Below are 22,867 nucleotides of genomic sequence, written 5' to 3'. Positions count from 1 at the left end.
GAACAAAAACAGGTTGCCTAATATAAATCAGTACCGTGGGGCACACGGGAATTCACGCTTGGGGAGAACGTGTAAGTCAGTCTGGCTACGGTCAAACCGCAGTGTTCAGCGAACCAAGAATCCCCTGCGTTTACGCATGGGGAGTGTCAAGGAGAGATTACAAAGGAAGCAAACATAGTAAAGAAGGCAGGAGTTTAAGGAGAGGGAGCGAAAAGGAAAAGTATTGCAAGTAGCAGTTTAATCGTTACCTTGAAACTGGTTTTGGTAGATTAAATTCAAGGGAGTGATGTAAATCATGTCATTAGAAATTGTCCGTAATGATATAACGAAAATGCAGGTGGATGCTATAGTTAATACTGCTAATACTCGCCCAATAGTGGGAGGTGGCGTTGATAGAGCAATACACAAGGCCGCTGGGGCAGAGTTACTGGCGGCACGGAAGAAAATCGGTGATATTACTACAGGCAAAGCAGAAATTAGTCCCGCCTATAATCTCCATGCCAGATTTGTCATCCATACAGTGGGGCCGGTATGGCAGGATGGGGAACATGGTGAAAGGGAAAAGTTAGCTGCTTGCTATGCAAACTCCCTGAAGCTGGCAGCAGAGAATCATTGCTCATCAGTGGCATTCCCCCTTATCTCGGCAGGTGTATTCGGCTGCCCATCAGAGATTGCCATAACCGTGGCAACTCAAGCAATCCGGGATTTCCTGGTTGACCATGATATGGATATATATCTGGTGGTGTTTGAACATAAGGCATTCAAAATTTCCAGCAGCCTGTTCGAGAAGGTGCAGAGTTTCATTGATGAAAGATACATCGAAGAGTTGCTGGATGAGGAATACCGCGGGGATATGCGGGAAAGGCGTACGATTTTTGAAGCGGCAGAAGAAGATTCATTTCTCAATATCCCTCAGTGGATAGGTAAATCAAAAGAACGTTCGCTGGAAGATTTGCTAGATGAGGTTGACGATACCTTCTCCGAGGCACTACTTAGACTCATCGATAGCAAGGGAAAAAAAGACCCGGAAGTTTATAAGCGAGCCAATGTTGACCGCAAACTATTCTCGAAAATCCGTAACAATCCTGCCTACAAGCCAAGCAAGGCTACAGCATTAGCTTTTGCAGTAGCGCTGGAGTTGAACTTGGATGAAACAAAGGATTTTATTGGAAGGGCAGGTTATGCTCTATCACGCAGTAGCAAGGCTGATATAATTGTTGAGTATTTCATCCAACGGAAGGAGTACGATATCTTCACAATCAATGAAACTCTGTTTGCTTTCCAACAACCTCTTCTAGGCTGCTGAAATTGTCGCATGATAAGCGACCACGCTAACCGATGCTTTTGCTAGAATAGAATTATCAAGGAAAGGAGTGGTCGCAATGTTAGGTGCAATTGTTGGCGATATCGTAGGTTCTGTTTATGAGTGGAATAATATAAAGAAAAAGGACTTCCCACTCGTGTTTATTTTTTGAATTTTGCCAGTCAGAAAATGTCATCAATCAAGTCCTCGAGGTCATAAGTAACGACGTCTACAATGTCATCTGACTAAAACCAAGTCAGATAACCGCCTTTGAATGCCCCTTTTCGCACCGTAAATTTCAAGATTGACGAGGAAGGCATACTTCGGTGTCCTGCCGGCAAAGCCTTTCACTTCCTGTATCAAAACCATACTTTGCAACAACCTCCTTTTTACTGGCTTCACGGATGAAGGCGAGGAAAGAGGCTTGAAGCTGGACGAAGTTCACAACATCATTGATTATATATACAATACACGGCAGGAACTCATGGACGAAGTTCACGCCATGATGAAGTAATGAGGAAAGCCACCAGCCACCGCGCCAAGCGCGGCAGCTGGTGGCCTTTTCCAAAATCGCCCCGCTTACGCGGGGATCATTGGGGTTCCGTGATATAATAATACTGTGGTTATGCTACAAGGAAAGGAGACTTTGCTACATGGATGATGAGAGGTGACGAATAAATAAAAATGGGCAAAGAAAAGGCAGGCGGGGTGCGCCTGCCGAGTTTGCTTATCAGGGGCTGTGAGGGATGTCCGGGGAGGGACTTGGCTCACAGCCTCCTTTGCCTGTGGTTTGGTGTTACGATTATAGTCTGGGTTCGCCTTTCATGAAATAGCCTTCCGTCAGGTATGTGCCTGCATTTCTGCCTCGAATCTCGTCATTGCGAGGGATTCAAGCTGTTTATCCAGTTTAGCTTTTTTCGCTGCAATAGTTTGGGCATCTGGCTTATTCTTAATGGTGGTCGTTCCAGGCGCTGGTTTCTCCAACAGTATAAGCTCGACATATTGCCTCAGGCAATTTATCTCCTCTGTGGTATAGCCTTTGTCGGCCAATAACTCAGCCATTATACTGTTGATTTTGTTTCTATTCGTGCTGAGCCTCCTATCGTTGTAGCCGCCTTCATATTTCCCAACCAGATACTGATAAAACCAATATCCTACTTTAGATGTATCTGTAAGTCCTTTGCAGGCTTCAGCCCAAATAACATCAACATCTGTCTTATACGCCTCTGACTGTTTTTCTGCTGCCTTCTGCATGGCTTCCATTGCCTTTTTCTTTTCAGCCGCAGTATTGGCATCAACAACTACACCAACCTTTAACTCTCCACCAATATTAACGAGACTGACCTTGCCTTCCGGCGCATTTGCGTTCACGATGGCGTCGGTCGCCAACACCCGTATGCCTGCGATGTCACCATGCTTCGCATAGAGATCTATCATGCGGCCTGCCCGGATATAGCCCATATCCATGCCATAGCCGTTGTACATGCGGATGCCGTTGTCAGCATGCAGATATGCATCCATGCCTGCAGCTACTGAGAGCAACGTCAGGGGCATCTTGCCATTCTGGTGGACATAGATGGAGTTGCTGCTGTTGGCCATGAGCCAGCCGTTGAGCATAATCTCCAGGAATTTATCCTTGGCGCCGATATTGCCTGTGCCGGAGAAGATGGTGAGGTTCTTGCCACGAAGCTGTGTGCCATCGGCAATGGTTACGCCCTTGCCTGCGGAGAGGCGAATGTCTCCATCGGTGTCGATTCCTCCCTTGATGTTCAGGGCGGAATCTTCTGTGGCGCTGACATAGACATTAGTCTTGCCCGTAAGCTGTACGGTGCCGCCGTCCCTTATTTTGAGGGTGACGGGTACCTGCCGCCTGATGGTGACGCCGTTCGCATCCCAGGTGAGGTCGCCAGCCTTGGCGCTGGCCAGCAGCTTCATGTTGGCCGCCTTGGTAAGGTCAACATTCCTGATGTAGACTGCCGCCTCATCATAGCCGATACCACCATTTTTTGCCGTCAGGATAATGTTTTTGCCGATGACATTGGGGTTGTTCACGATATCAATGGTGCCGGGCTTTGCGTTGACGATACCATCCTGAATGGCGTAGAGCAGTTCATTCTTGCTCCAGCCGTAGTTCTCGCTGACAGAAAGGTCGCCGTAATCGGCAATGGCTTTCTGCTCATCGGCTGAGAAGCCCTTGCCCTTAAAGTAGGCATCCTTGGCCGCCTGGAGTCTCGCCCGGGCTGCATCTCTGGCTGCATCGGTGGCAGCTGCCTGCATGGCGGAGATGTATTCCTGTTTGGCCTTGACAATACCCGCATCCTTGGCATAAGCGGCAGCGGCAGATTTGTAAGCCGTAACCCGTGAAGCATTCAGCGTAAGGGCACCATTCTTTTCAGTAGACGCCAGCTGTTTGAAACGGCCTTCGATGGCGGACAGCTTCCTTTCCTTGGAGGCTTTTGCTGCAGCCGTACGGCTGTCATCGCCATCAGCATCGGAAATCATGCCCAGTTCTTTCCAACGGGCAATCCTGTCTTCTGCCGAGGAGTCGATGGTGTCTACGCCGCCATTGGCATCCACGATGCTGCCTTTTTTCGCTTCAAGTGATACATCACCTTCCTTGCTCTCAATCCTAGCCAGACGCATATCTCCCTCGGTCTGCACCATGTTGATATCGTTTCTGGCCGTGACGGTGAGGCTGGAGTTCTTGAGATTCGACGAAGTGACCGTGCTTCCTGCCTTAACCTGCAGGGGACTGGCCGTAGTGCCAATACCGCCATTCACACTGGTAAGGGTGATGGCCGGGGCAGATATAAGAGAGGACGCCGCAGCGTTTACGATACTGCCGTCAGCGGTAAGATTGATTTTTCCGTTGTCCGGCACATTGTTGATGACGACGTTTTTAATCTTAAGGTCGCCCTTGTCGGAGGCAAAGGCGATATTCCCGCCCTTTGCTGTAAGGCTGACCGTAGCCGCCTCGCTTATAGCGCCGTGGGCGAGGTCGATGGACTTGCCGCTGGCGTTGAGACTGTCCGTAAGGATTCTGGCACTGCCCAGCGTCTTTACTTCGCCCGTCGCACTGACGTTTACGGAGGTCTTGTCAGTTTCTCCTTTGCGCAGCTGCGATGTGCTCTCCACGTTGCCGGTGAAGTAAACGCTCTTTCCTCCCGTGATGTCGATGGCGCCGCCCTTCTTCGCCTTGGGGAAGGCAATGCTTATCGGGCTGGACGCATTCACATAGGTGGAGCTGGAGGTGGTATTTCCCTGCGTCTCCGTCCAACTGTAGGTGACATAGCCTTTCGTATGCAACCAGTTCGTATAGGTCATGCTGGAAGCGTTGACCTTGCCGAGCTGCTTGCCCCCGGTATTATAGACATTGCTCTTTATCACCAGGCCCTGCCCGGTGTCGTTTGGATAGTTTCTGTCATAGACCAGTGCCTTGCCTATGTCGGTGCCGAAATTATAAATGTCAGACTTACTGCTGTCGAACAAGGTATTGTAGTTTCCCGCCAGATCAAATACCACGCCCTTTTCCATCATGCCGTTGGCGGAGGCACGGATAGTCGGGGTAATGCTGTAGTAATCCGAGCCGATACTGTCGATGATTGACTGGGTGGAGCCGGTGCTCCAGAGCTTGGTGATGCCAAAGAGCGAGGCGTAATATTTCTTGTAAGAATAATCCTTGACGGTCTGGCCGCTGGTGCCGCCCGTCCAACTGAGGATCGTGCGCCCCCCTGAGGGTCTGAACTCCGGTTCTGTCTCGGAAGAGCCGTTAATTTGGATATAGCCCTTCCGGTCGTTGTTCGCAATGCGCCCCACATAGAGGTCAGCGCCTGCGCCGCTGGCATTGAGGGAGATGTCCGCAGGGCCGTCGGCCGCCACGATGCGCCCGTTCCCGGTGCTGTAGATGTTCCCGGCGATGTTCACGCGCCCGCCGCGCACGTCGATATCGCCTGTCAAGAGGTGCTGCGTGACGGGATTGTAATAGAGCGGCAGATAATAGTCAAACATCTTCGTGGAGCTATTCCAGACTGTCCCGCTCTTTCCCACCAGGTATTTCTCGTTCCCAATCACGTCAGCGTCGGCCAGCTTCGTCCCCGCCGAAGGGGCTGCGATCTTCGCCAAATCCGCCGCCGTGACGGTGTTGGCATAGCTGGTGTAGCCGCTCTGGATCAGCCCGTTGATATTTACGTCCTTGGCGGTGATGCTGATATCTCCCCCCGCGACATAGCCCGCCTTCTCGTCTACGGCGTATTTCATCTCCGCATCGGAGAGGCCCACAACGTTTTTGAGCCATTTCTTATACTCATCGTAAGTCTTGAATATCAGCGTTGTCTGTCCCCGGGCGGCCAAATCCGAGATTTTCCGCTGGATCTTTTCCGCCGTCTTTTGGTCGAACTGATACTTCAAGAGGGGGTCGCCGCCGACATTGATAAACCCTTCGGGATTATTGAGGTTTATCGCCCCGTTTTCCGATTTAATGTTGACAGTACGCCCGTTTACGGAGCCGGTGATCTCGATATCCCCGTATTTGTTGGTGATGTTGACAGCGCCGGAGAGGTTTTCGATGTTCCCCTTCATAAATATATCGGGCTGCGAAACGCCGTCTTTGTCTGCGACGCCCTCAGAGTTGATCGTTATGTGCGAATCGCCGGCTTCGTCTCGTATGAGGTTATCGTTGTGGTAGATGCGTCCGCCTCCGTCCTCGATTTTAATGTCATTAAGAAGCAACGTCGCATTGCCCTTGTTAGCTAAAGCTATATACGGTGAGCCCTTCGCCAACATATTATCTTCTCCCTCAACGGTCGCCGCATCGATATAGATATTGCCGCCGGAGACGCTGATATTGGCAAGCTCAATCGCCGGCAGGGGTACCTCGGTGAGGATGGCGGTGTTCCCGTCGGCATCCTTGTAGATGAAGCCCGCTTCTTCCATGGTACGGAAAAGGCTTTCCTCGGCGCGCTCCAGGTTCTTGTACTCAGCGCTATTGGGGTTGTATTCGACCTTGGCGTGTTGCAGTTCGTTAAAGCGGTCAATGTAGGGATTTTTGACCGTGACGGACTTCACGGCGTTTTCAACATCGAACCAGTCATTCCTCGATGTCACCTTCACGCCGCTGGCGTCGATGGTGGCGTTTTCATCGGTGCCGGTACGCTTAAAGTCGCCAATGATGTCGATATTCAATGCATTATGGATACCGGCCTTGACCGTATTGGACATGACCGCCGCTTTCACCTCCACCTTGGCGGTCTTATTCTGAGAAACGTCGCTATCGCCAAGGGCGGTGGAAGTGAGCCGCCGGGTGCCGGTCTCGCCGTCCCCCCAAATCTTGAACTGACGGGCCGATTCCTCGATGTAGGCCGTCCCCTCATCCGCCCTGAGATAGGTATGGCGGACAGAGGTAGTCCTGGCACTACTTCCCACCGTCACGCCCCGGTCAAGAGTCAACGTCTCATTGATCGTAGGCGAAGTCTCAGCGGGGATAAAGGTGGCATTATGGGCATTGGCATAGGTCAGAAGACGCAGGTTGGATGGCGTCTTGTTCTGGTCTGCCCCGGCAAGCAGCATCAGGTCATGGCCGCTGTCAATCCTTGTGATGCCTTCGAGGTTCACCTTGTCCCGACGGGTGAGCTTGTTCGTGTTCTTTACCGTGGTAACGCCGGAGGCGCCGCCTTCATCTACGGATTCTGCTTCCAGGTCATGGTCAATATCGCTGGTGGCAGCCAGGGAGATATCGCCACTTTCCGTGGAAAGGCTGGCATCCTTCACCGTAACCCGGTCGGTAAAGGAGGTATCGCTGTCACTGCTTCCCACCAGGATCTGGACAACACCTGCCCCTTCCACATTGTTCTTGCTTACAATCTTGCTGTCGGTCTTGGCCTGGGCCCGCAGAGAGGATACATCCACCCCTTTGAGGGTGCCGCCGGTGATGTTCACATCGGCAGTGGCATTGATGGTATTCTTCACGGCAGAGTCGCTGCCCGTGACGCCGCCATAGCTGCCGGCCTTCTGGGTATCCTTGTAGTCAATATTGTTGTCGGCATTGTAGCCCTGAGTGAAATTGCTCTTGATATTGGCATTATTCACATTGATGGCCGTGGTGTGCGTCGCCGTATTGGTGATACCCACGCCGCTGCCACCGGCAATAGCGGCACGGATGGCATCAGTGGTGAAATCATGCTTATCCGTAAGTTCTGCCCCTGCGGTAAAGAGGGAAGTATTCCAGTTACCACTGACATTGGTCCTGGTATTGGTGGTCAGGCTGTTTTCCAGCTTGGCGGCATAAGGGGAGATATCCACTGCTGCGCCGCCGTCCCCGTCAGCTCTGGCCGTATTGTCCTCGGAGGCCGTGCTCAGAAGCAGGGCGATTTGCAGCTGTTTGTCATTGGTGCCATTGGCATTGATGGCAGAGTTCAGCACACTGTCGCTTTTGGCTACGTTAGTGCCGGAAGCCACCAGTCCGGCGGCGCTGACACCAGCCGCCTTGATATCCTTGGTCACATTGGTATTGCTCATGGCCATCAGAATGCCACGTTCCTGAACATTTACTTTACCAAGGTTAATCTGAGAATTACCATAAGCATCTGCCCGGCCGGTATTGACCTGGGCCGCCACATAGCCGGAGATGCCCAGTCCCTTCATGTCGGTGGTAAGACCGATTTCGTTCTGGGCGAGGATTTCCGTCTCATCGGCCAAAAGGCTGGTGCCATCGCCGATATCCACGGTGCTCTTAATCGGGGCAGACTTCGTCCCGGCAGAGGAATCTGCCACCGTTACGTCACCGCTGACCAACAGGGACGCGGCGGCAGACTTGGTCTCCGTTTTTACATTGGGGGAGTTCAGAGCAGTAATACCGATGGTGCCTGCACTCAGGCTGTTGGCATTCTTGTTCTTGACTGTATTCAGGGTGACAGCTGTCTCGCTGGCGTCATGAGCCGTGGCAGAGATGCCCGTACCGGCTACACCAATAGCAGCGGAAACAGCCTGGGTGGTTACCTCAGCGGTTTTCTGGCCATCCTTTTCCGGCCCGCGGGAAGAGGCCACCAGCAGTTTATCCGAGGTTTTCAGGGTGTTGCCGCCCTGCAGGGCCACGGATACCTTGCCCTTGTTTTCCACCTCGCCAATCAGGACATTCACGGAACCGGCGATGGCCCCGGATGCGCCCAAGGCGTCAATTTTGGCCCGGCTTTCATCACTGGCACCAATGGAAAGATTTTTAGCATTCATGGTATTGCCGGAAAGCTGCAGATCCGTAAGGCCGCTCTTGCTGACCTTGCCATAGGCGCCCGAGAGGGACAATGTGCCGCTGAGGGCTCCCTGCTTGACTTCCAGAGTGGAAAGGCCGCCCTGATGAGTGTCAATGGTGATATCACCGGCATTAGCCGTTATGGTGGAATTGCGGACTTCTCCTACGGAGTTGCCTGCCACATCCAGCATAGCCACCGTGCCGCTGACGGCCGCACTTCCCCCTGCCGTGGCAGCTACGCTCTTCATCTCGGCATTGGTCTTGGCATCTGCCTCAAGGGCCACATTCCCCGCCGAATCCAGGGTACTGCCCGTCACATTAATACCCGAAGCGGAGCTTTGCGCCTTCGCGGCGCGGGTGACGGCACTCCTCGTATTCGTGAGCGCGTTGCCGCCGTTTCCCGCCACGCCGTGGCTTTCCTGTTCAGAAAGGTTCCCCGCCTTCATGGCGCCGTTCACGTCGGAGAAGACGTCCTCCAGGTTCATCGTATTGCCTTGACCCGCGTCGTAGCTTGCCAGGATGTCCTTGCCCACGTTGGTGACCATCACGTTCAGGCCGATGGCCGCGCCCCCGACCCCGGCGTTGGCCGCCATCTGGTCCACATCCTTGCTGTCACTCGCCGTCGCGGCGATCCCGTTCGCGTAGACCTTGCTGTTCTCGATGTTTACGTTCGTGGCGCTGTCCAGCTTGTTCACCGAGACGCCCACGCCGACGCCCGCAGCCCCGGCGGAGCCCACGCCCGCCCTTTGGGTGAGGGTCATCTCGTTTTCAGCGGCGACGCTTGCGCTCTTCGCACGGGCCGACGTAGCGCCCACCGTGCTGTTCACAAGATTCGCTTCCGTCGTGCTGTTCGACTCCGAGACGCCGATGGAGCCAGCGACGCCCGCGCCAAGCCCCGCGCCGCCGATGCCGGTTTCCGTGTAGGCGAGTTTCAGTTTATTCTTCGCCTTAACGTCAAAGTTGTATTTCTTGTTCCCGTCGAAGCTCACGCCGATGTTCCCGGCGGTCGCCTCGGTGACGCTCCTGTCATCGACGTAGCCGACGGCGATGCCGACGCCCGCGCCGATGCCCGCGCCCCCGAACACCACACCAAAGACGTGGGCCCGCGAGAGATGGTCCGCCGACACGATAATATCGTGGGCGTTCCGGATGTTCACGTTTTTAAGGAACGCATTCGTCGCGCCGTCAAGCAGCGTCACGCCGGTGGCGGCGGAGACGCCCGCCCCCTCTGCCGCGATGGAGCCGCCCGCCGCAAGCGACGAGATGCCCTGCCGGGATTTTGCCTCGATGGTCACATTGTTTGCATACATATCGTATTTTGACGATGGGCCGACGATGGCGGCCTCCGTTGTACGCGTGACCTTGTTCGTATCGGAACCCAGGCCCACTGCTGCGCCTTCAATGGCCAGATTGGCCGTGCCTACCAGCCCTGCACTGTTGGCATAGTCATGGGCGATGACATTCACATTGCTCTTATTGGCAGAAGCATTGTTCACCTTGGCATCCGTGATGCGAGCCTTGGTGGAGCCGCCAATCGTGTTCACGTTCACCGTACCGTTAACTGCCGCGCCGGTACCCGTGCCGCCTGCGTTCACCAGGAACGACTTCATCGTATGCGTCCCCGAGGCGTCCACAAGCAGCCCGTCATATTTCGCCGCCGTTCTGGCATCCTTCAGGCTCTTTGCGGAGGCAAAGGCATCCTTGTCCACGAAATCATTCAGGATATCGCTGTCCTTTACGGTATCGTTTACTTCATGGGTAGCGGAACCGGTGGAGCTGACCTTCGTCGCCGCACCCTCAACAGCGGCTTCCGTTTCGCTGTCGATCTCATTGACACTGACAGAAGCCCCGATGGCTGCGCCCTGAGACGATATGGAAAGTGCGCCTACATAATTGGCAATCTTCTCATCGCTGATGGCAGTAATTGCCGGGGATTTGGCGCTGATATTGGCGCCGTTCTGCACGAGAGCCTTCGTCTCCGTGTCGATAAGGTTTATGGTTGCCGAACCAGCCATGCCCAGACCGCTGCCGTAATTTACGCCGCCACCAACGCCCACGGTGGTGATGTCCGCATGGCTGACAGAACCCAGGTCAAAACCATTGCCGGTGAAGCTGCCGCCGGAGAATCTGGCCGTAGTATGGGTTTCGTCACGGGTGACGCCCACGCCCACACCAATAGCGGCGGACTCGCCCACGGCGGCCACGGCGGCATTGGTGCTGAAATCGTCAGTGGTGCTGGCTTTCACATTGAGATTGCCGGTGGAGTTCTTGATATTCGTGCCGGCCACTTCAGCGGTCACATCGGCAGACTTCAGCCCTACCGCTGCCGCACCGTTCACAGCCGGCGAACCATTAGCCAGACCCACGCCAAAACCAATGGTGGTCAGGCCGGATGTATCGGCAGCCGTGACATTTATCTTGGAGGTATTATGGTCAATGGTGGTGCCATTGATTATAGCGCTGTTTATCTGACGATCAGTATCGCCAATGGCATTATAAGCCACAGCACCGCCAATGGCCGTCCCCTGGGACAGGGTAAAGCCGCCGGCTACCGCCAGTTTCTTCGTATCATCTTCGGAGGCTACGGAAATACTGGTGGCATTCTTCACCGTACCGTTGGAAAGTTCGGCCTTGATATTATCCGCACCGCTGTTCACGGCTACGGCACCATTAGCCGCCAGTTTTTCCCGGGAAGCGGCCACACCTGCAGTCACGGCATAAACCCGGCCTTCATTCCGGGCACCGATGGCAATGGTCTTGGCGGTATCATCTGCAAACTGGGAATTCTTTACATAGGCGCCGGTAGTGTTTTCCAAACGGTTGTAGGCACCCGCCAGGCCCACCGCTACATTGCCCACGGCCACCTGGCCCGCCACATTGATATCCTTGGCGGCGGTATTGGCATTGACAATGCTGCCGCTCACGCCCTTGACCTCAGAGCCGCTGATTTCTGCCGTCACATCATTGTTGTCTGTCTGCCAGCTGAAGGAACCGGCGCCGCCGAAACCATCAGAAGTGCCGCCACCCCCGGCAGCTGCGCCGATGGCCAGCGTCTTGCTGTCCGCCTTGACATTTAAGAGACCACTGCCCGTGATTTTACTGCCATTTTTGATAGCGGCCGTGAAATCATTATCCACCTCGCTGATGGAAAGAGCCGCATCCACTGCAGCCGAGCCGCTTTCGCCCAGAGATGCAGCCGCAGACAGGGCTGCCCCCACGATGATGTTGCCACCTTCTGAGGAGATATTGGCCTTGCCTTCATCGTCGAGAGCATCTTCGATGGCTTCCGCATAGGTTTTGCCCGTGGCATCGAGGCCACGCTCATTGATGTAGGTATCATATTGCTTGGAAAGGTCCTTGGTATCCCGGGCATCCACGGTCACATTTCTGGCCGTGATGGCAGCACCATCCAAGATAGCATTGGCTGTATTGGTAAGACCATTATAGGCCACAGCCCCTTCAAAGCCATAGGACTTCCCCCCGCTGCCGGAGGAGGTGGCAAGAGCCAGGCCCACGGCTCCCCCGACTTCGGTAATGCCGGTACTTATTTTGTTGGTAAGATCCCCCGTCAGGGCATAGCTGCCCCCGGTGATCAGGGCATCCATTTGATTATCTATGCGGTTATATACCACGCTGCCCCCTACGGCGGCACTCTTGGACTTGCCGGCAGCAATGGAAGCGTTTACGCCACCAGTTACCAACGTATCAGAATCCGTCACCGTGTTCGTGACACTGCCACTATTCGTAACCGTGTTATTGGCAAGCTCTGCCTTCAGGATGTTGTCGATATCGGCCACAGAGACAGAGGCCGCCCCTGTATAGCTGGAGCCGCCCTTGGCATCCCCGGAGGTGGCCAGAGCCATGCCCAGGCCTGCCGAAACCATAGCCCCGCTGCGCTCTGCCTCATTGGTGATGGCAGAGGCACCGATGATCTTGCTGTTGCGGATGGCGGAAACGGTATCCGTGTCCAGCGCCGTCCAGCCAACGGAACCTGCGACACCTACGTTCGTGCTGTTCTCGTTGTCGCCGCCCAGCTTTCGCGTGTTGAATGTAATTCCCGCCGCACCGGCCCAGGCCCCGGTAAAGCCAGAATCCTTGGCCGACAAGGCAGCTTTCCTGTCACTTCCGTTCAGGCTGATATTTGCCCCATCAATAATGGTATGGGTGGTTCTGTCCAAAAGGTTCAGGGCCACGCTGCCTGCCCCGGCGATGCTGATCTCGGGCAGTTTCTTGTTAGCCGTGGGGTTCTTGGCCACGTTATCGGTCTTGAGTTTCTTGTTCTCTTTGATGTCAGCAGCCTTTCTTACGGTTTCCGGCACAATCTTATTGATTTTGTCATTGGCGCTGCGCCAGACGTTGGCCACTTTGTTTTTCGTGTTCATCAGTTTGGCCGTGAGCTTGGCGATGCCACCGGCCTCATCATCGTCCGAGGCTGCGGCGATGCCACCGGCTACAGCCACGGAATTGATGGTGCCATCCAGCTGGGAGTCGGCCTTCAGACTGCCTGCATTTATGGTGGCCTTGCCCACCTTTACAATGCTGTCCACTTCCATATCGTTCACGGCCACAGAGGCCCCTACCCCGGTGGCAGCTCCAAAGCCGAAGGAACCGGCGATATTGGTGAGGGCAGCCGTGTTGTCGGCGGTGACAGACATGGCTCCGGCAGAGGCGAGCTTCGTATTGTCCGCGATATCCACTTTTGCCGTATTGTCCCCTGCCACATAGGTCACCATGCCCTTGACGCCGGTATCGCCGCCTATGCTGGCGCCCGTTGCCAGATCCACATGATTGGTATTGCTGATGGCATTCAGGGACAGAGTGCTCCCCTCAAGGTCTGCCCCTTCTGCCACGGTGATTTCCCCATGGCGTTCAGCGTTAAAGACAGATACTACGCCGCCGATGGCATTCTGATCCCCCGTCTGCAGGCCCAGATTGCCATTTAGGGAAGAATCGGGATGGTCAAGATTGGCAGTGATAGACGCAGCTCCCGTGCTCCTGATGGCGGCATATTTGCCCAAAGCCACCTTGGCGCTGTCAGCGGTGACAGCCACATCCACTGCACCTGCGATAGCCAGCTTAGCGTTGTCCTTGGACAGATCGCGGCTGGGATTATAGGAAGGATTTTTGTCGCTGCCGCCCTCTGTAGCGGAGGAAACAGCGAAATTGGCATAGTTTTCCACCTTCAAAAAGGCCGTAAGCTTGGGGCCGATGGAAGTGAAGGCAGCCGGGTACTTCTTCAGCGTCGTCAGCACCTTCATGGCGGCAGGTGCAATATCACCTACAGTTCCCACATCCGTACGGTAATTGTTCACCGCCATGGCCAGTGCTGCCCAGTCCTCGGAAAGACCCGTGTCTTGCAGATCCTTGATTCCTTTCTCAATGGTATCGAAATCGTCCAGCAGATTATCCAGGGCATGGGTGAAGTCGCTAGTTGAGGCAAGGGTCACATTGCCGCCGCTGATCCTGGCATGGTTTGCCTCCGTGCCGTCCTCAATCTCCACCTGCGCCTCGCTGTCAATATCTGCCACCAGCACCGAGGCCTGAATCTTCACCTTCTGTACGCTTTCCTTGTTGTTCTCATCAATTTTCTTCTGGAGAGCGTTGCCCGTGGAGCCGGAGGCATACATATGGGTGTTTTCTGCTTTCAGGCCGCTGGTGACCTTCACATCGCCTGTCGCTTCTATATTGGCATTTTTCGTCAGGATGGTTCTGGCCGTATTGGTCTGGCTGGCCACCGCCACACTGGCTCCGGCGTTAAAGAGTTGGGAAGCTTCCTCGAAGAGAGGGCTGGCAGTCTCGGTTTTGCCGCCTCCCAGCTTGCTGAAGATGCCGTCCACCAAGGAGTTTTTGAGGTTGCCGATGTACTTGCTGCTGCTGGTAAGGAGACTCTGCTCCACGTTCTCGCCGCTTACCGTGGATGCGCCGATGGAATTGGACGCCGTGAGCTTGTTGGCCGTGATGGTGTTGTCTGAGGAAAGTTTCACTGCACCTGCCTTGATCCCCGTATCTACGGAAAGCCTGGCCGAGGAATCATTGTCCATCACCGCCACAGCCGTCCCGGCCATGGCGTTGTCATTAGAGGATTTGACGCCCGCTTTCAGGGATATTTTTTCCGTGGCATTAGCCGATGCCGCAAATTCCCCTTTGATATTTCGCAGTTTGGCACTGTTTTTCAGATTCGTCTCGCTGGTGTTCGTGCCTGTGAGTACACCGACTCCGAGCATAAGGGCAGAATTTTCTGTCTTAGTCAGCGAGTCTACTGCGCTGATGGTGGGAGAGGCATTGGCGGTGGCAGCTGCCTTTACGCCGCCCTGAGTGGTTTCCAGCGTTCCTTCCACGTTCACGATAGCCGCATTATCCAGCTTGCCCACCGCCACAGAAGTGCTCTGGGCACCTGTGCGCAGCTTGCTATGTATCTTGCGGTCGTTGACAATATTCAGGATGTCCCCCACGATCCCGTCGGGGCTGGTAGCCATCCCGGCGGTAAGGGTGCTGTCCGCCGTGATGGAGAGGGCCTTTCCGTCCGTGGGATCGGCACCTGTGGCCTTGATAACCGCATTTTTGCCGATATTGGTCTCAGCCTTTACATCATGGACAGCTGCCACCGTGTCCACGCTGAGGGTTCTGAGCACATCAGCGGCGGCACCTAACAGGTCGTAACTGCCGCTGCCGGTAAACATATTCTGCAGGGAAGCAATATGATCGCCGCCATTGGTCACAAAGACATCTTCTGCCTTGGAGGCGATTTTGACGTTGTTGCCGGTAATCGCGCCGTTGGCGTTCACCGTGGCCTTAACCGTCCCAATCACGAATGCTTCTTCATTCTTGGCCTCAGCAGTAATAGACACATCCCCCGCTGCACTGACCGCCGCCCCCTCTGCCACGGTGACAGCAGGCGTGAGTTTTATATTTGTCCAGTCGCTGGTGGTACCGCTGTCAGCCTTTGCGGCCAGCACAATTTTGCCGCTTTTATTTGCTTTTTGCAATTTGAGATTCCCGTCCAGACCGGCACTTGCCCCGGAAACATTAACCAGATTGGCAAAGTCCAACGCATCACTACTCGTAAGCGCAGCCCCCGTCTTGATATTGACGCTGCCGGCATGGATGCCGATGCCGTCCACGGCGCTTATTTTGCCGCTGACGGCAATGGTGGCATCGGCATTAAGGGGGATGCTGCCGTCCTGAATCTTGCTCCAGCGCTGGGAGAAGCCCGTGTCATTAACACCGGAGCTGCCCACCATGGCATTGTATTCTGACTGGGAGGGAGCCAGCAGGTGAACGCTGCCTGCGTTGATGATACCAGAAGAACTCACAACCACACCATTGGGAGAGAGAAAATAAAGATTGCCCCCAATGCCGCCGTTCTTCACCGCATTGACCGTGCCGCTGATACTGGCCTGATTATTGACAAAGTTCACCAGACTCCCGGCCGCATTGGGGTTCGCTGCGGTGCCCATATGCATATTCGCAATCCGGCCAGCATCCAGCTCAAAGTTTTTGAAGGCATTGACGGCAGTTGAATTCACCAGCTTATCGGCATAGATTTGGTTTACCTGATTATTGAACTTTTCCCCATTGACTTTTTCAATATTCTGCGCCGCAGCCCATGACGGCATGGCAGTTGATGCTAGCAACGTCCCCCCGAAGAGGATCGGCGTTACTCGTGCAAGGACACTTTTTGTATTGTTTTTACCGTGGCTCTTGGCATATTCGGAAACCACCACATAGCATTTCCGTACATGGCTCCAGATAATTTTATATGTCTTATTCACGGTATTTCGCTCCTTTCAATCCAGCTCCAATCCGTTAAAATTGCGCATTCATGCCAAAGTGAACCCTTGTCTTGGATACCTGGCTGCCATTCAAATCCTTTTCCAGCGGGAATCCGATGGAAAGATCCATATAAACCGTCTGCTTGATATTGGCCCTAAGGCCTAAACCCATACTTTTCAAAACATGGTCTTCGTAGGCGGTGTCGCCAAGGATGGTTCCATAATCAAAAAAACCATAGACAGAGACCGTCCGTTTGCGATTCAGCGGGATGGCGTATTCTGCGCTGAAGGTCATACCATTGTCGCCGCTGACCATATCCCGTTTATACCCCCGCACACTGTTCAGACCTCCCAGAAAAAACTGTTCCGCCGAGGGCAGGCCGTCCACCCCGCTCCATTGCAGATTAAGGCGTCCGGTAAACATATGGCCATTCTGCCAGCCTTTCTGGTACAGGCTGTTCAACCGATAGAGAGAATAATCATTCGTGGCATAAGTTCCGTTATTGGCTTGGTATGCCTTTGCATGGCCTATGCCATAGTAATGCTGATGGTAGAAGGCACTGGTTTTCCCATAGCTCGTCATGGCAAAGGACAGGTAGAGATTGTTGGCCTGGCTGTCCAGCCAAGGAATGGCACCATCCTGCATATCCGTCTGGGAATTTTGCCGGTAGATGCCAATCTTCGCTTCCGTACGGGTAGTTTGATTCAAGATTAGTGGCTGTAGATAGGCAGCACCTAAATACCAGCCATGACCATTACTTTTCAACTGACGCATAGAGCTTTCAATTAATTCGTTAGTGGAAGTGCTGTAATCGAAAAGCAGTTTTGCCCCCTGCCTGCCAACGGGAGTCGCATAATTAAAACCTACTGAATTCAGTCCCTTGGCACGGGTATAGCTGGCGGACAGGCTGTCCCGTCTGCCTGACAGGCTGCGATTCGTATAGTAAAATCCCTCACGCCATTCCCCATTGTTGCTGCCGCCACTGTTATCCACTGACAGGGTGAAGACATCGTTTTTCGGTTCCTGCAGCACGATTTCATAATCCGTTGTACCGGGCACCTTCCCCGCCTTCACTGTGATGCCCAGCCTGGCATCGTTGGTGGCGTTGAAACGGAAGAGCTTTTTGTTCAGCTCATTGAAGTTCTGTACCGTGCCACTGCGCAGGGGCAGGCGGTTCCGGATATAGCTCTCCTTCGTATGCTTGTTACCGGAAATGGAGACTTCCCCAGTCTTGCCCTCAATCAGGGCGATATGCACATGACCATTTTCAATGGTCTGCTGGGGCAGGTATGCTTTGCAGGTGGCATAGCCCTCAGCTGCGTAGATGGCATTGATCTTTTCTACGATATTGGTGAGGTCGGCCAGGGATACTTCTTTGCCCAGATAAGGTTCCGTAATCTCGTTGAATCTGTCGGCCTTGATGATTGCCGATTCATCTATGGTGACTTTATTCAGGACAAACTTTACTTCATCTTCCCCTGTACTGGCAGGCATTTCTGTATTGCCCTGAACCTTCTCGTCCTGCTTCTTCCGGTCTTCCTCCATCTGCTGACGCAAACGCTCACGCTCAGCCTCCTCACGCTGACGGCGCATCTCCAGCCCTGCATCATCATGAATTGGCGGAGGTGCTGCCATAGCAGCGCTGCCACCACTAATACACAATACTGCCAGCAACATAGCTGTCAATTTTCTTTCCCTGATAGCGAACATATTCCTGCCTCCCGGAATCTATAGTATGAACCAAAATGATGAGTTCCAAAAAATGAGTTATATATATTTTTTATTCGACAAAATATAAAAAATTCCTACTTTATTCAGTAAAATATAGTTATATAGAGTATATCGTCAGAAGTACGGAAAAAATTAAACAAAGGCGGCTGACAAGTCAAATGTCAGCCGCCCTTGTTCGTTAAATTAGTTTTCTGAGCATGCTATTGTTCTTCAAACATATCCTTTTTTTTATAAAGCAATATCCATAGAGAAAACGGAAAGAGATGGGGAAGTTTGTAAAATGAAATATAAATGTAGAAAAATAAAAAAATTCTGACATAAGCAGGAAATTATCTTCATTATGTCGTAAAAATAGTATTGAAGGAATATAATGTTTTGGACATGGAGATAGTAAATCATGCGCAGAACATACGCTTACCCAACTGGTCAAAGAGCTATGGTCTGCAGCCTAAATGTTGTAAAGTGCTGGAAAAAATAGGAAAATGGTGATTAATAATGAACTATAATCGGAAAAAGTGTTGGGGAGCTGTTGTTATCGTATTCATAGCGGCTGTTTTGGCGGCAGGCTATGCCATAGGAGATTATTTTGTTGATTATGCCCTGAAGCGCGGCAGCGATGCAGATCCCTTGGCGCCTCCTGCTGCCTGCGTCAATATTCTTGACAAGAGCAGGGAAATGCCGGAAGAGCCGGCGGTGCCAACGGAAGAGTGGCGTATGACCATGCCGGACGGCAGGAATGTAGTGGCAGTAAGCTATAGGCCCGCCAAAACGGGACACCGCTGGGTTATACTGGCCCATGGCTATGGCAGGGACCACCGTTATGTCCGGGATTATGCCGAGGTTTATCTGAAGCAGGGTTATCACGTGCTCTCGCCGGACTTATGCGCCGCCGGGGAAAGTGAAGGGCAGTATATTACCATGGGGGTCAAGGAAAGCGAGGAAATTGCCAAATGGGTGGCTAAAGTCAAGGAATCCGATGGTGATGCAGAAATTGTATTGCACGGAATATCTATGGGGGCTGCCACGGTAATGCTGGCAGCGGGCAGATACGAAATGCCGGGACTGGCAGCCGTCATAGAGGACTGCGGCTATACCAGCGCCTACGATATGTTTACAAATCAACTGGATGTTATCTTTGGCCTGCCGGAATTTCCCATTATGACATGCGTAGACATTGTAAGCGGCATTAAAACCGGGGTGAAAGTGTCAGACGCTGCCCCCATAAAGGCGGTTCCCGGCATCAAGGTTCCGATTATGTTCATCCATGGGACGGCGGACAAACTGGTGCCGCCTTCTATGATGGATAAGCTGTACAATGCCTGCCCTGCTCCCAAGAGCAAATTTATCGTAGAAGAAGCAGGACATGGGGATGCGATGACAGTGGCCGGAAAAGAGTATTGGGAGGCTGTTTTCAGCTTTTTGGATTCCCTATGTCCGTGAGGCCATTCGCGCCGGTAAGAGCGCCCGGGAAATACGTTCCATGTGGCGCCGCGATGTAGAATCATTTATCGAAAAAAGCAAGCCGTATCTTCTCTATGAGCGAAAGGAGAGATGAAGGCTTTTGCTTGATAAGTTTTTACTGGAATCGATGGATTAGGAGGGATTTTTGTGACAGAAGCGGAAAAACTGGATGCGGGGCTTGAATACGATTTCACGGAGCCGGAAGTGCGCGGACGAAAGTTCCGTGCTGTCAAGGGGTGCCAGAAGCTCAACGGCATAGACATGACAGAAACGGCGGCAAGGGAGGCTGCAATTCGGGAACTTTTCGGAAGTGCGGGAAAAAGCCCGGTGGTTCTTCCCACCTTTCATTGCGACAATGGGGGAAACATTCATGTCGGGAACAATTTCTTTGCCAATTATAATGTGACCATTCTCGACAATAGAGAAGTACGAATCGGAGATAATGTGATGATAGGACCGCATACGCTTATTGCCACAGTGGGGCACCCGTTGTCCCCGGCAAAGCGTCGTGCGCATTGTGCCATAGCAAAGCCTATCATCATTGGAAATGATGTGTGGATTGGCGGTAATGTGACGATTATGCCGGGGCTTACTATTGGGAATAACGTGGTTATTGCGGCTGGTGCTGTCGTTACTAAAGATGTGCCGGATAATTCATTGGTGGCTGGAGTACCGGCCAAAAAAGTCCGTGATTTGGAAAATGATGTTTTTGAATGATGTGGAGCATGAACACTCTATAGTAACAAGACAAAAGGAGAATGAATATGCCAAAAATGACAGGAAAACGCTCGTTTTTGTTTTTGCTGACAATTTGTTTTTTGTGCAGTTTGGTTTATGCATCAGTTGCGCAGGCGGCAGAAATCCTCAGAGAGGCAGTTCCTTTAGAACGTAATCATGTGGCCTTGCATTTGGAACGCTATATAGAACAGGATGGGCAGTCGAAAAAACCAATCCTGTTCGTACATGGCGTGACTTTTTCCTCCCATGAGTTCGATGTCAATTATAAAGATTACAGCTTGGCGAGATATTTTGCCAAGCATGGTTATGAAGTATGGCTGCTGGATATTGCAGGATTTGGCCATTCAGAGACGGTCAAGGATGGTTTTATGCCGGACTCGGATTATGCGGCAGAGGACATAGAAGCGGCTGTGCGCTGCATTTTGGCGCGAAATAACCTTTCCTCCATGGATGTTTTAGGTTGGAGCTGGGGGACTGTGACCAGCGGGCGCTTTGCTGCACGTCACCCGGAACTGGTGCATCGTCTTGTGCTGTATGCTCCTATTTTCGTTGGCATGGGCGAAAAGGCAGTTAAGGAGCCGTTCCATCACAATACATGGGGAAGTGCGGCCTCTGATTTTCAGAGAAAAGCTGATGGAAGCATCGATTTTGATATCGCAGAAGAGCTTCTGGTCAATACCTACATTGCCAATGCTTGGCATTATGACCGGGACAGCAGCCCTAACGGAGGAAGACGGGATTTATTGGTCAGTGATAATGTAAGGCTGATACCTATGGAAAGTATCAATGTTCCTGTGCTGATTATTGCCGGTTCTAAAGACCAATATGCGTCCCCTGCCCTATGCAAAGAAGCATTTGCAATGCTATCCAATAGGGATAAGTCTCAGCTCGTAATTATTGATGGTGGTGGTCATGCTATGGTCATGGAAAGACCATATTACAAGAAGTTTAGGGAAAATGTGCTGAGATTTTTGCAGGCAAATTAAGGAGAATTTTTAGGGCGTGTTGAAAAAGTCTTTTTAAGCAGACTTTTTCAACACGCCCTAAAGGGGTGATTTGCGCGATATTTTTTTCAATCAGAAAAGTTGTAAAGTGGTGAACTATATTCCTAAATGACGCAAAATTGGCTTTTGCGCCCAGTGACGGGACACATAAACGGGAATCAGGATTCCCAAAACAGTGATGGGGATTCCCGCCTGCCAAAGGTTGAAAACTGTCCCGTAATCTCCATTGATGAAAGTGCATAGCAAAGCATCCGTGATGATAATCTGCACGAAGGGATGCAGAACATAAATGGCCATGGATCGCCTGCCCATCTCAGCTGGGAAGGCGGACGCAAAAGCGGCGCGTCCGGCGCCTGCGTCCGCACTAGCACATCCGTGTGCGTCGGATGCGGCATCATGCACCAAAAGCTGCATGATTCGCATAAGCAGAATGGAGCCTCCGATAGCTGCGGCATAGGCAAGTAAAGGATAACTGCCATACATGCGCGCGGCCATGTTGAAATAATCATTGACGTGGCTCTGCGCCACCAGCAGGAAAAGCGGCAAAAACAGACTCCAAATGCCCGAAAGGTTCTCCAGCCCCTTGGCACGGAGCCACCTGCCGGTCAGGATAAATCCCTGAGCAAACAGTGCAATATCCAACCCCCAAGGAAGATGCTCCACACTGCCGAGCTTATATCCTAAAGCGCTAAGAATCAAGGCTGTCAACACGCTCCTCATGCTCAATACTCGATCTGCCGGGAAAAGCCAGAGGAAAATATTTTCTGCCAGGAAAAAGCAAGGAAGGAACCACAATGCGATAAGAGGAAGATCAACAGAATTGCCTCCCAATATGCCGCCTAAGGCTTCGATGGGCGGTAGTTCTGTTCCCACACGCGGCAGAAACATCCCACGTACAGACCAAATAGGCCAGAACAGCAGTTCCAGCAAAAAATAAGGAATGAGCAGACGCTCTACGCGTGAGCGGAAAAAGTCATATTTGCGATTCTGCCATTTTTGCAGATTCAAAGTGAAACCTGCTGCCACAAAGAAGATAGGCATCCTTATGGGGGATAAGACATTCGACCATTCCCCTCCAATTGAATGCGCTGCAACCACGGATGCAATAGCAATGCCTTTTGCTGCATCCAGCCATGCAATACGTCCTTTTTCACTCATTATTTATCCTCCATTGACACACATAATTTTATAATAATCCCAAATTATCTTAACTTTTTCTATTCGCTATAAATATCAATATCTCCTTTATCGCTCCGCAGTTTTTATCCAATGCGGCGTAAAACCCCGAGCTTTAGCTCTGGGGATATAAGCCGCGTCCTGCGAATTTACGTAAGTAATTGAAGCAGGACAACTGCTAACCTTTCTCGAATTGTAGACTTAGCTAAAGAATACGGAAGAAAGGAGAAGCCCTGCAAAGATAGAAACTGGACGAATCGAAAACCAAGGCCTACGGGGGCAACCAGTTCTTAGCGGGTTGAGGCCATGTATTCTGGCCTGCCGTAATTTAAAGACCTTGCGGCTGCAAAGATAAAAAGCTTTCAGTATACAGATACCGTGGGACACACGGGAATTAACGCTTGGGGAAATCGTGTAAGACGCTTAGGCTTAGGTCTG

The 22,867-nt window shown here is 52.5% G+C and carries 9 protein-coding genes; 6 read left to right on the top strand and 3 right to left on the bottom strand.

The genetic code is table 11. The annotated features are described in order from the left end of the window. Window positions 1–295: 295 nt before the first annotated feature. Together G598_RS0113180 and G598_RS20080 are read left to right on the top strand one after the other, a co-directional pair. Entirely contained in the window at window positions 296–1,306 is a 1,011-nt protein-coding gene (locus G598_RS0113180; RefSeq protein WP_026767351.1) for a macro domain-containing protein, read from the top strand. A 301-nt stretch (window positions 1,307–1,607) separates the two neighbouring features. After that, window positions 1,608–1,817 (top strand): hypothetical protein, encoded by a 210-nt coding sequence (locus tag G598_RS20080; protein ID WP_157833347.1) that lies wholly within the window; start codon window positions 1,608–1,610, stop codon window positions 1,815–1,817. 326 nt (window positions 1,818–2,143) lie between these two features. On the opposite strand, the gene G598_RS0113165 is transcribed toward G598_RS20080, so the two are convergent. Both G598_RS0113165 and G598_RS0113160 read right to left on the bottom strand, forming a co-directional pair. Then, window positions 2,144–16,318 carry a leukotoxin LktA family filamentous adhesin gene (locus tag G598_RS0113165; RefSeq protein WP_026767350.1) on the bottom strand — a complete coding sequence of 4,725 codons (14,175 nt, stop codon included), beginning with the start codon at window positions 16,316–16,318 and terminating at the stop codon, window positions 2,144–2,146. 34 nt (window positions 16,319–16,352) lie between these two features. Then, a complete protein-coding gene (locus tag G598_RS0113160) occupies window positions 16,353–18,029 on the bottom strand; it encodes a ShlB/FhaC/HecB family hemolysin secretion/activation protein (RefSeq protein ID WP_026767349.1) in 1,677 nt (558 codons plus the stop codon). 516 nt (window positions 18,030–18,545) lie between these two features. On the opposite strand from G598_RS0113160, the gene G598_RS0113155 reads away from it, so the two are divergent. The 4 genes from G598_RS0113155 to G598_RS0113145 all read left to right on the top strand — a co-directional run bounded on the left by G598_RS0113155 (window position 18,546) and on the right by G598_RS0113145 (window position 21,235). Further along, window positions 18,546–19,490, top strand: a complete 945-nt coding sequence (locus G598_RS0113155; protein ID WP_037364388.1) for an alpha/beta hydrolase — start codon at window positions 18,546–18,548, stop codon at window positions 19,488–19,490. 40 nt (window positions 19,491–19,530) lie between these two features. After that, complete coding sequence (locus G598_RS20470) at window positions 19,531–19,605, top strand: hypothetical protein (RefSeq protein WP_419185360.1); 75 nt, start codon at window positions 19,531–19,533, stop codon at window positions 19,603–19,605. Between the two features lie 53 nt (window positions 19,606–19,658). Then, the gene (locus tag G598_RS0113150) at window positions 19,659–20,228 is read left to right on the top strand and encodes a sugar O-acetyltransferase (RefSeq protein ID WP_211221589.1); all 570 of its coding nucleotides are present in this window, start codon (window positions 19,659–19,661) and stop codon (window positions 20,226–20,228) included. Window positions 20,229–20,338: 110 nt separating this feature from the next. Then, entirely contained in the window at window positions 20,339–21,235 is an 897-nt protein-coding gene (locus tag G598_RS0113145; RefSeq protein WP_245582815.1) for an alpha/beta fold hydrolase, read from the top strand. A 114-nt stretch (window positions 21,236–21,349) separates the two neighbouring features. On the opposite strand, the gene G598_RS0113140 is transcribed toward G598_RS0113145, so the two are convergent. After that, window positions 21,350–22,411, bottom strand: a complete 1,062-nt coding sequence (locus G598_RS0113140) for an acyltransferase family protein (RefSeq protein WP_026767345.1) — start codon at window positions 22,409–22,411, stop codon at window positions 21,350–21,352. Between the last annotated feature and the right edge of the window lie 456 nt (window positions 22,412–22,867).

The organism is Selenomonas ruminantium subsp. ruminantium ATCC 12561 (assembly GCF_000424065.1).
Taxonomy (GTDB): domain Bacteria; phylum Bacillota; class Negativicutes; order Selenomonadales; family Selenomonadaceae; genus Selenomonas_A; species Selenomonas_A ruminantium.
Note: the sequence above shows the minus strand (reverse complement) of the source record. Positions and strands in the feature narration are given on the sequence as shown.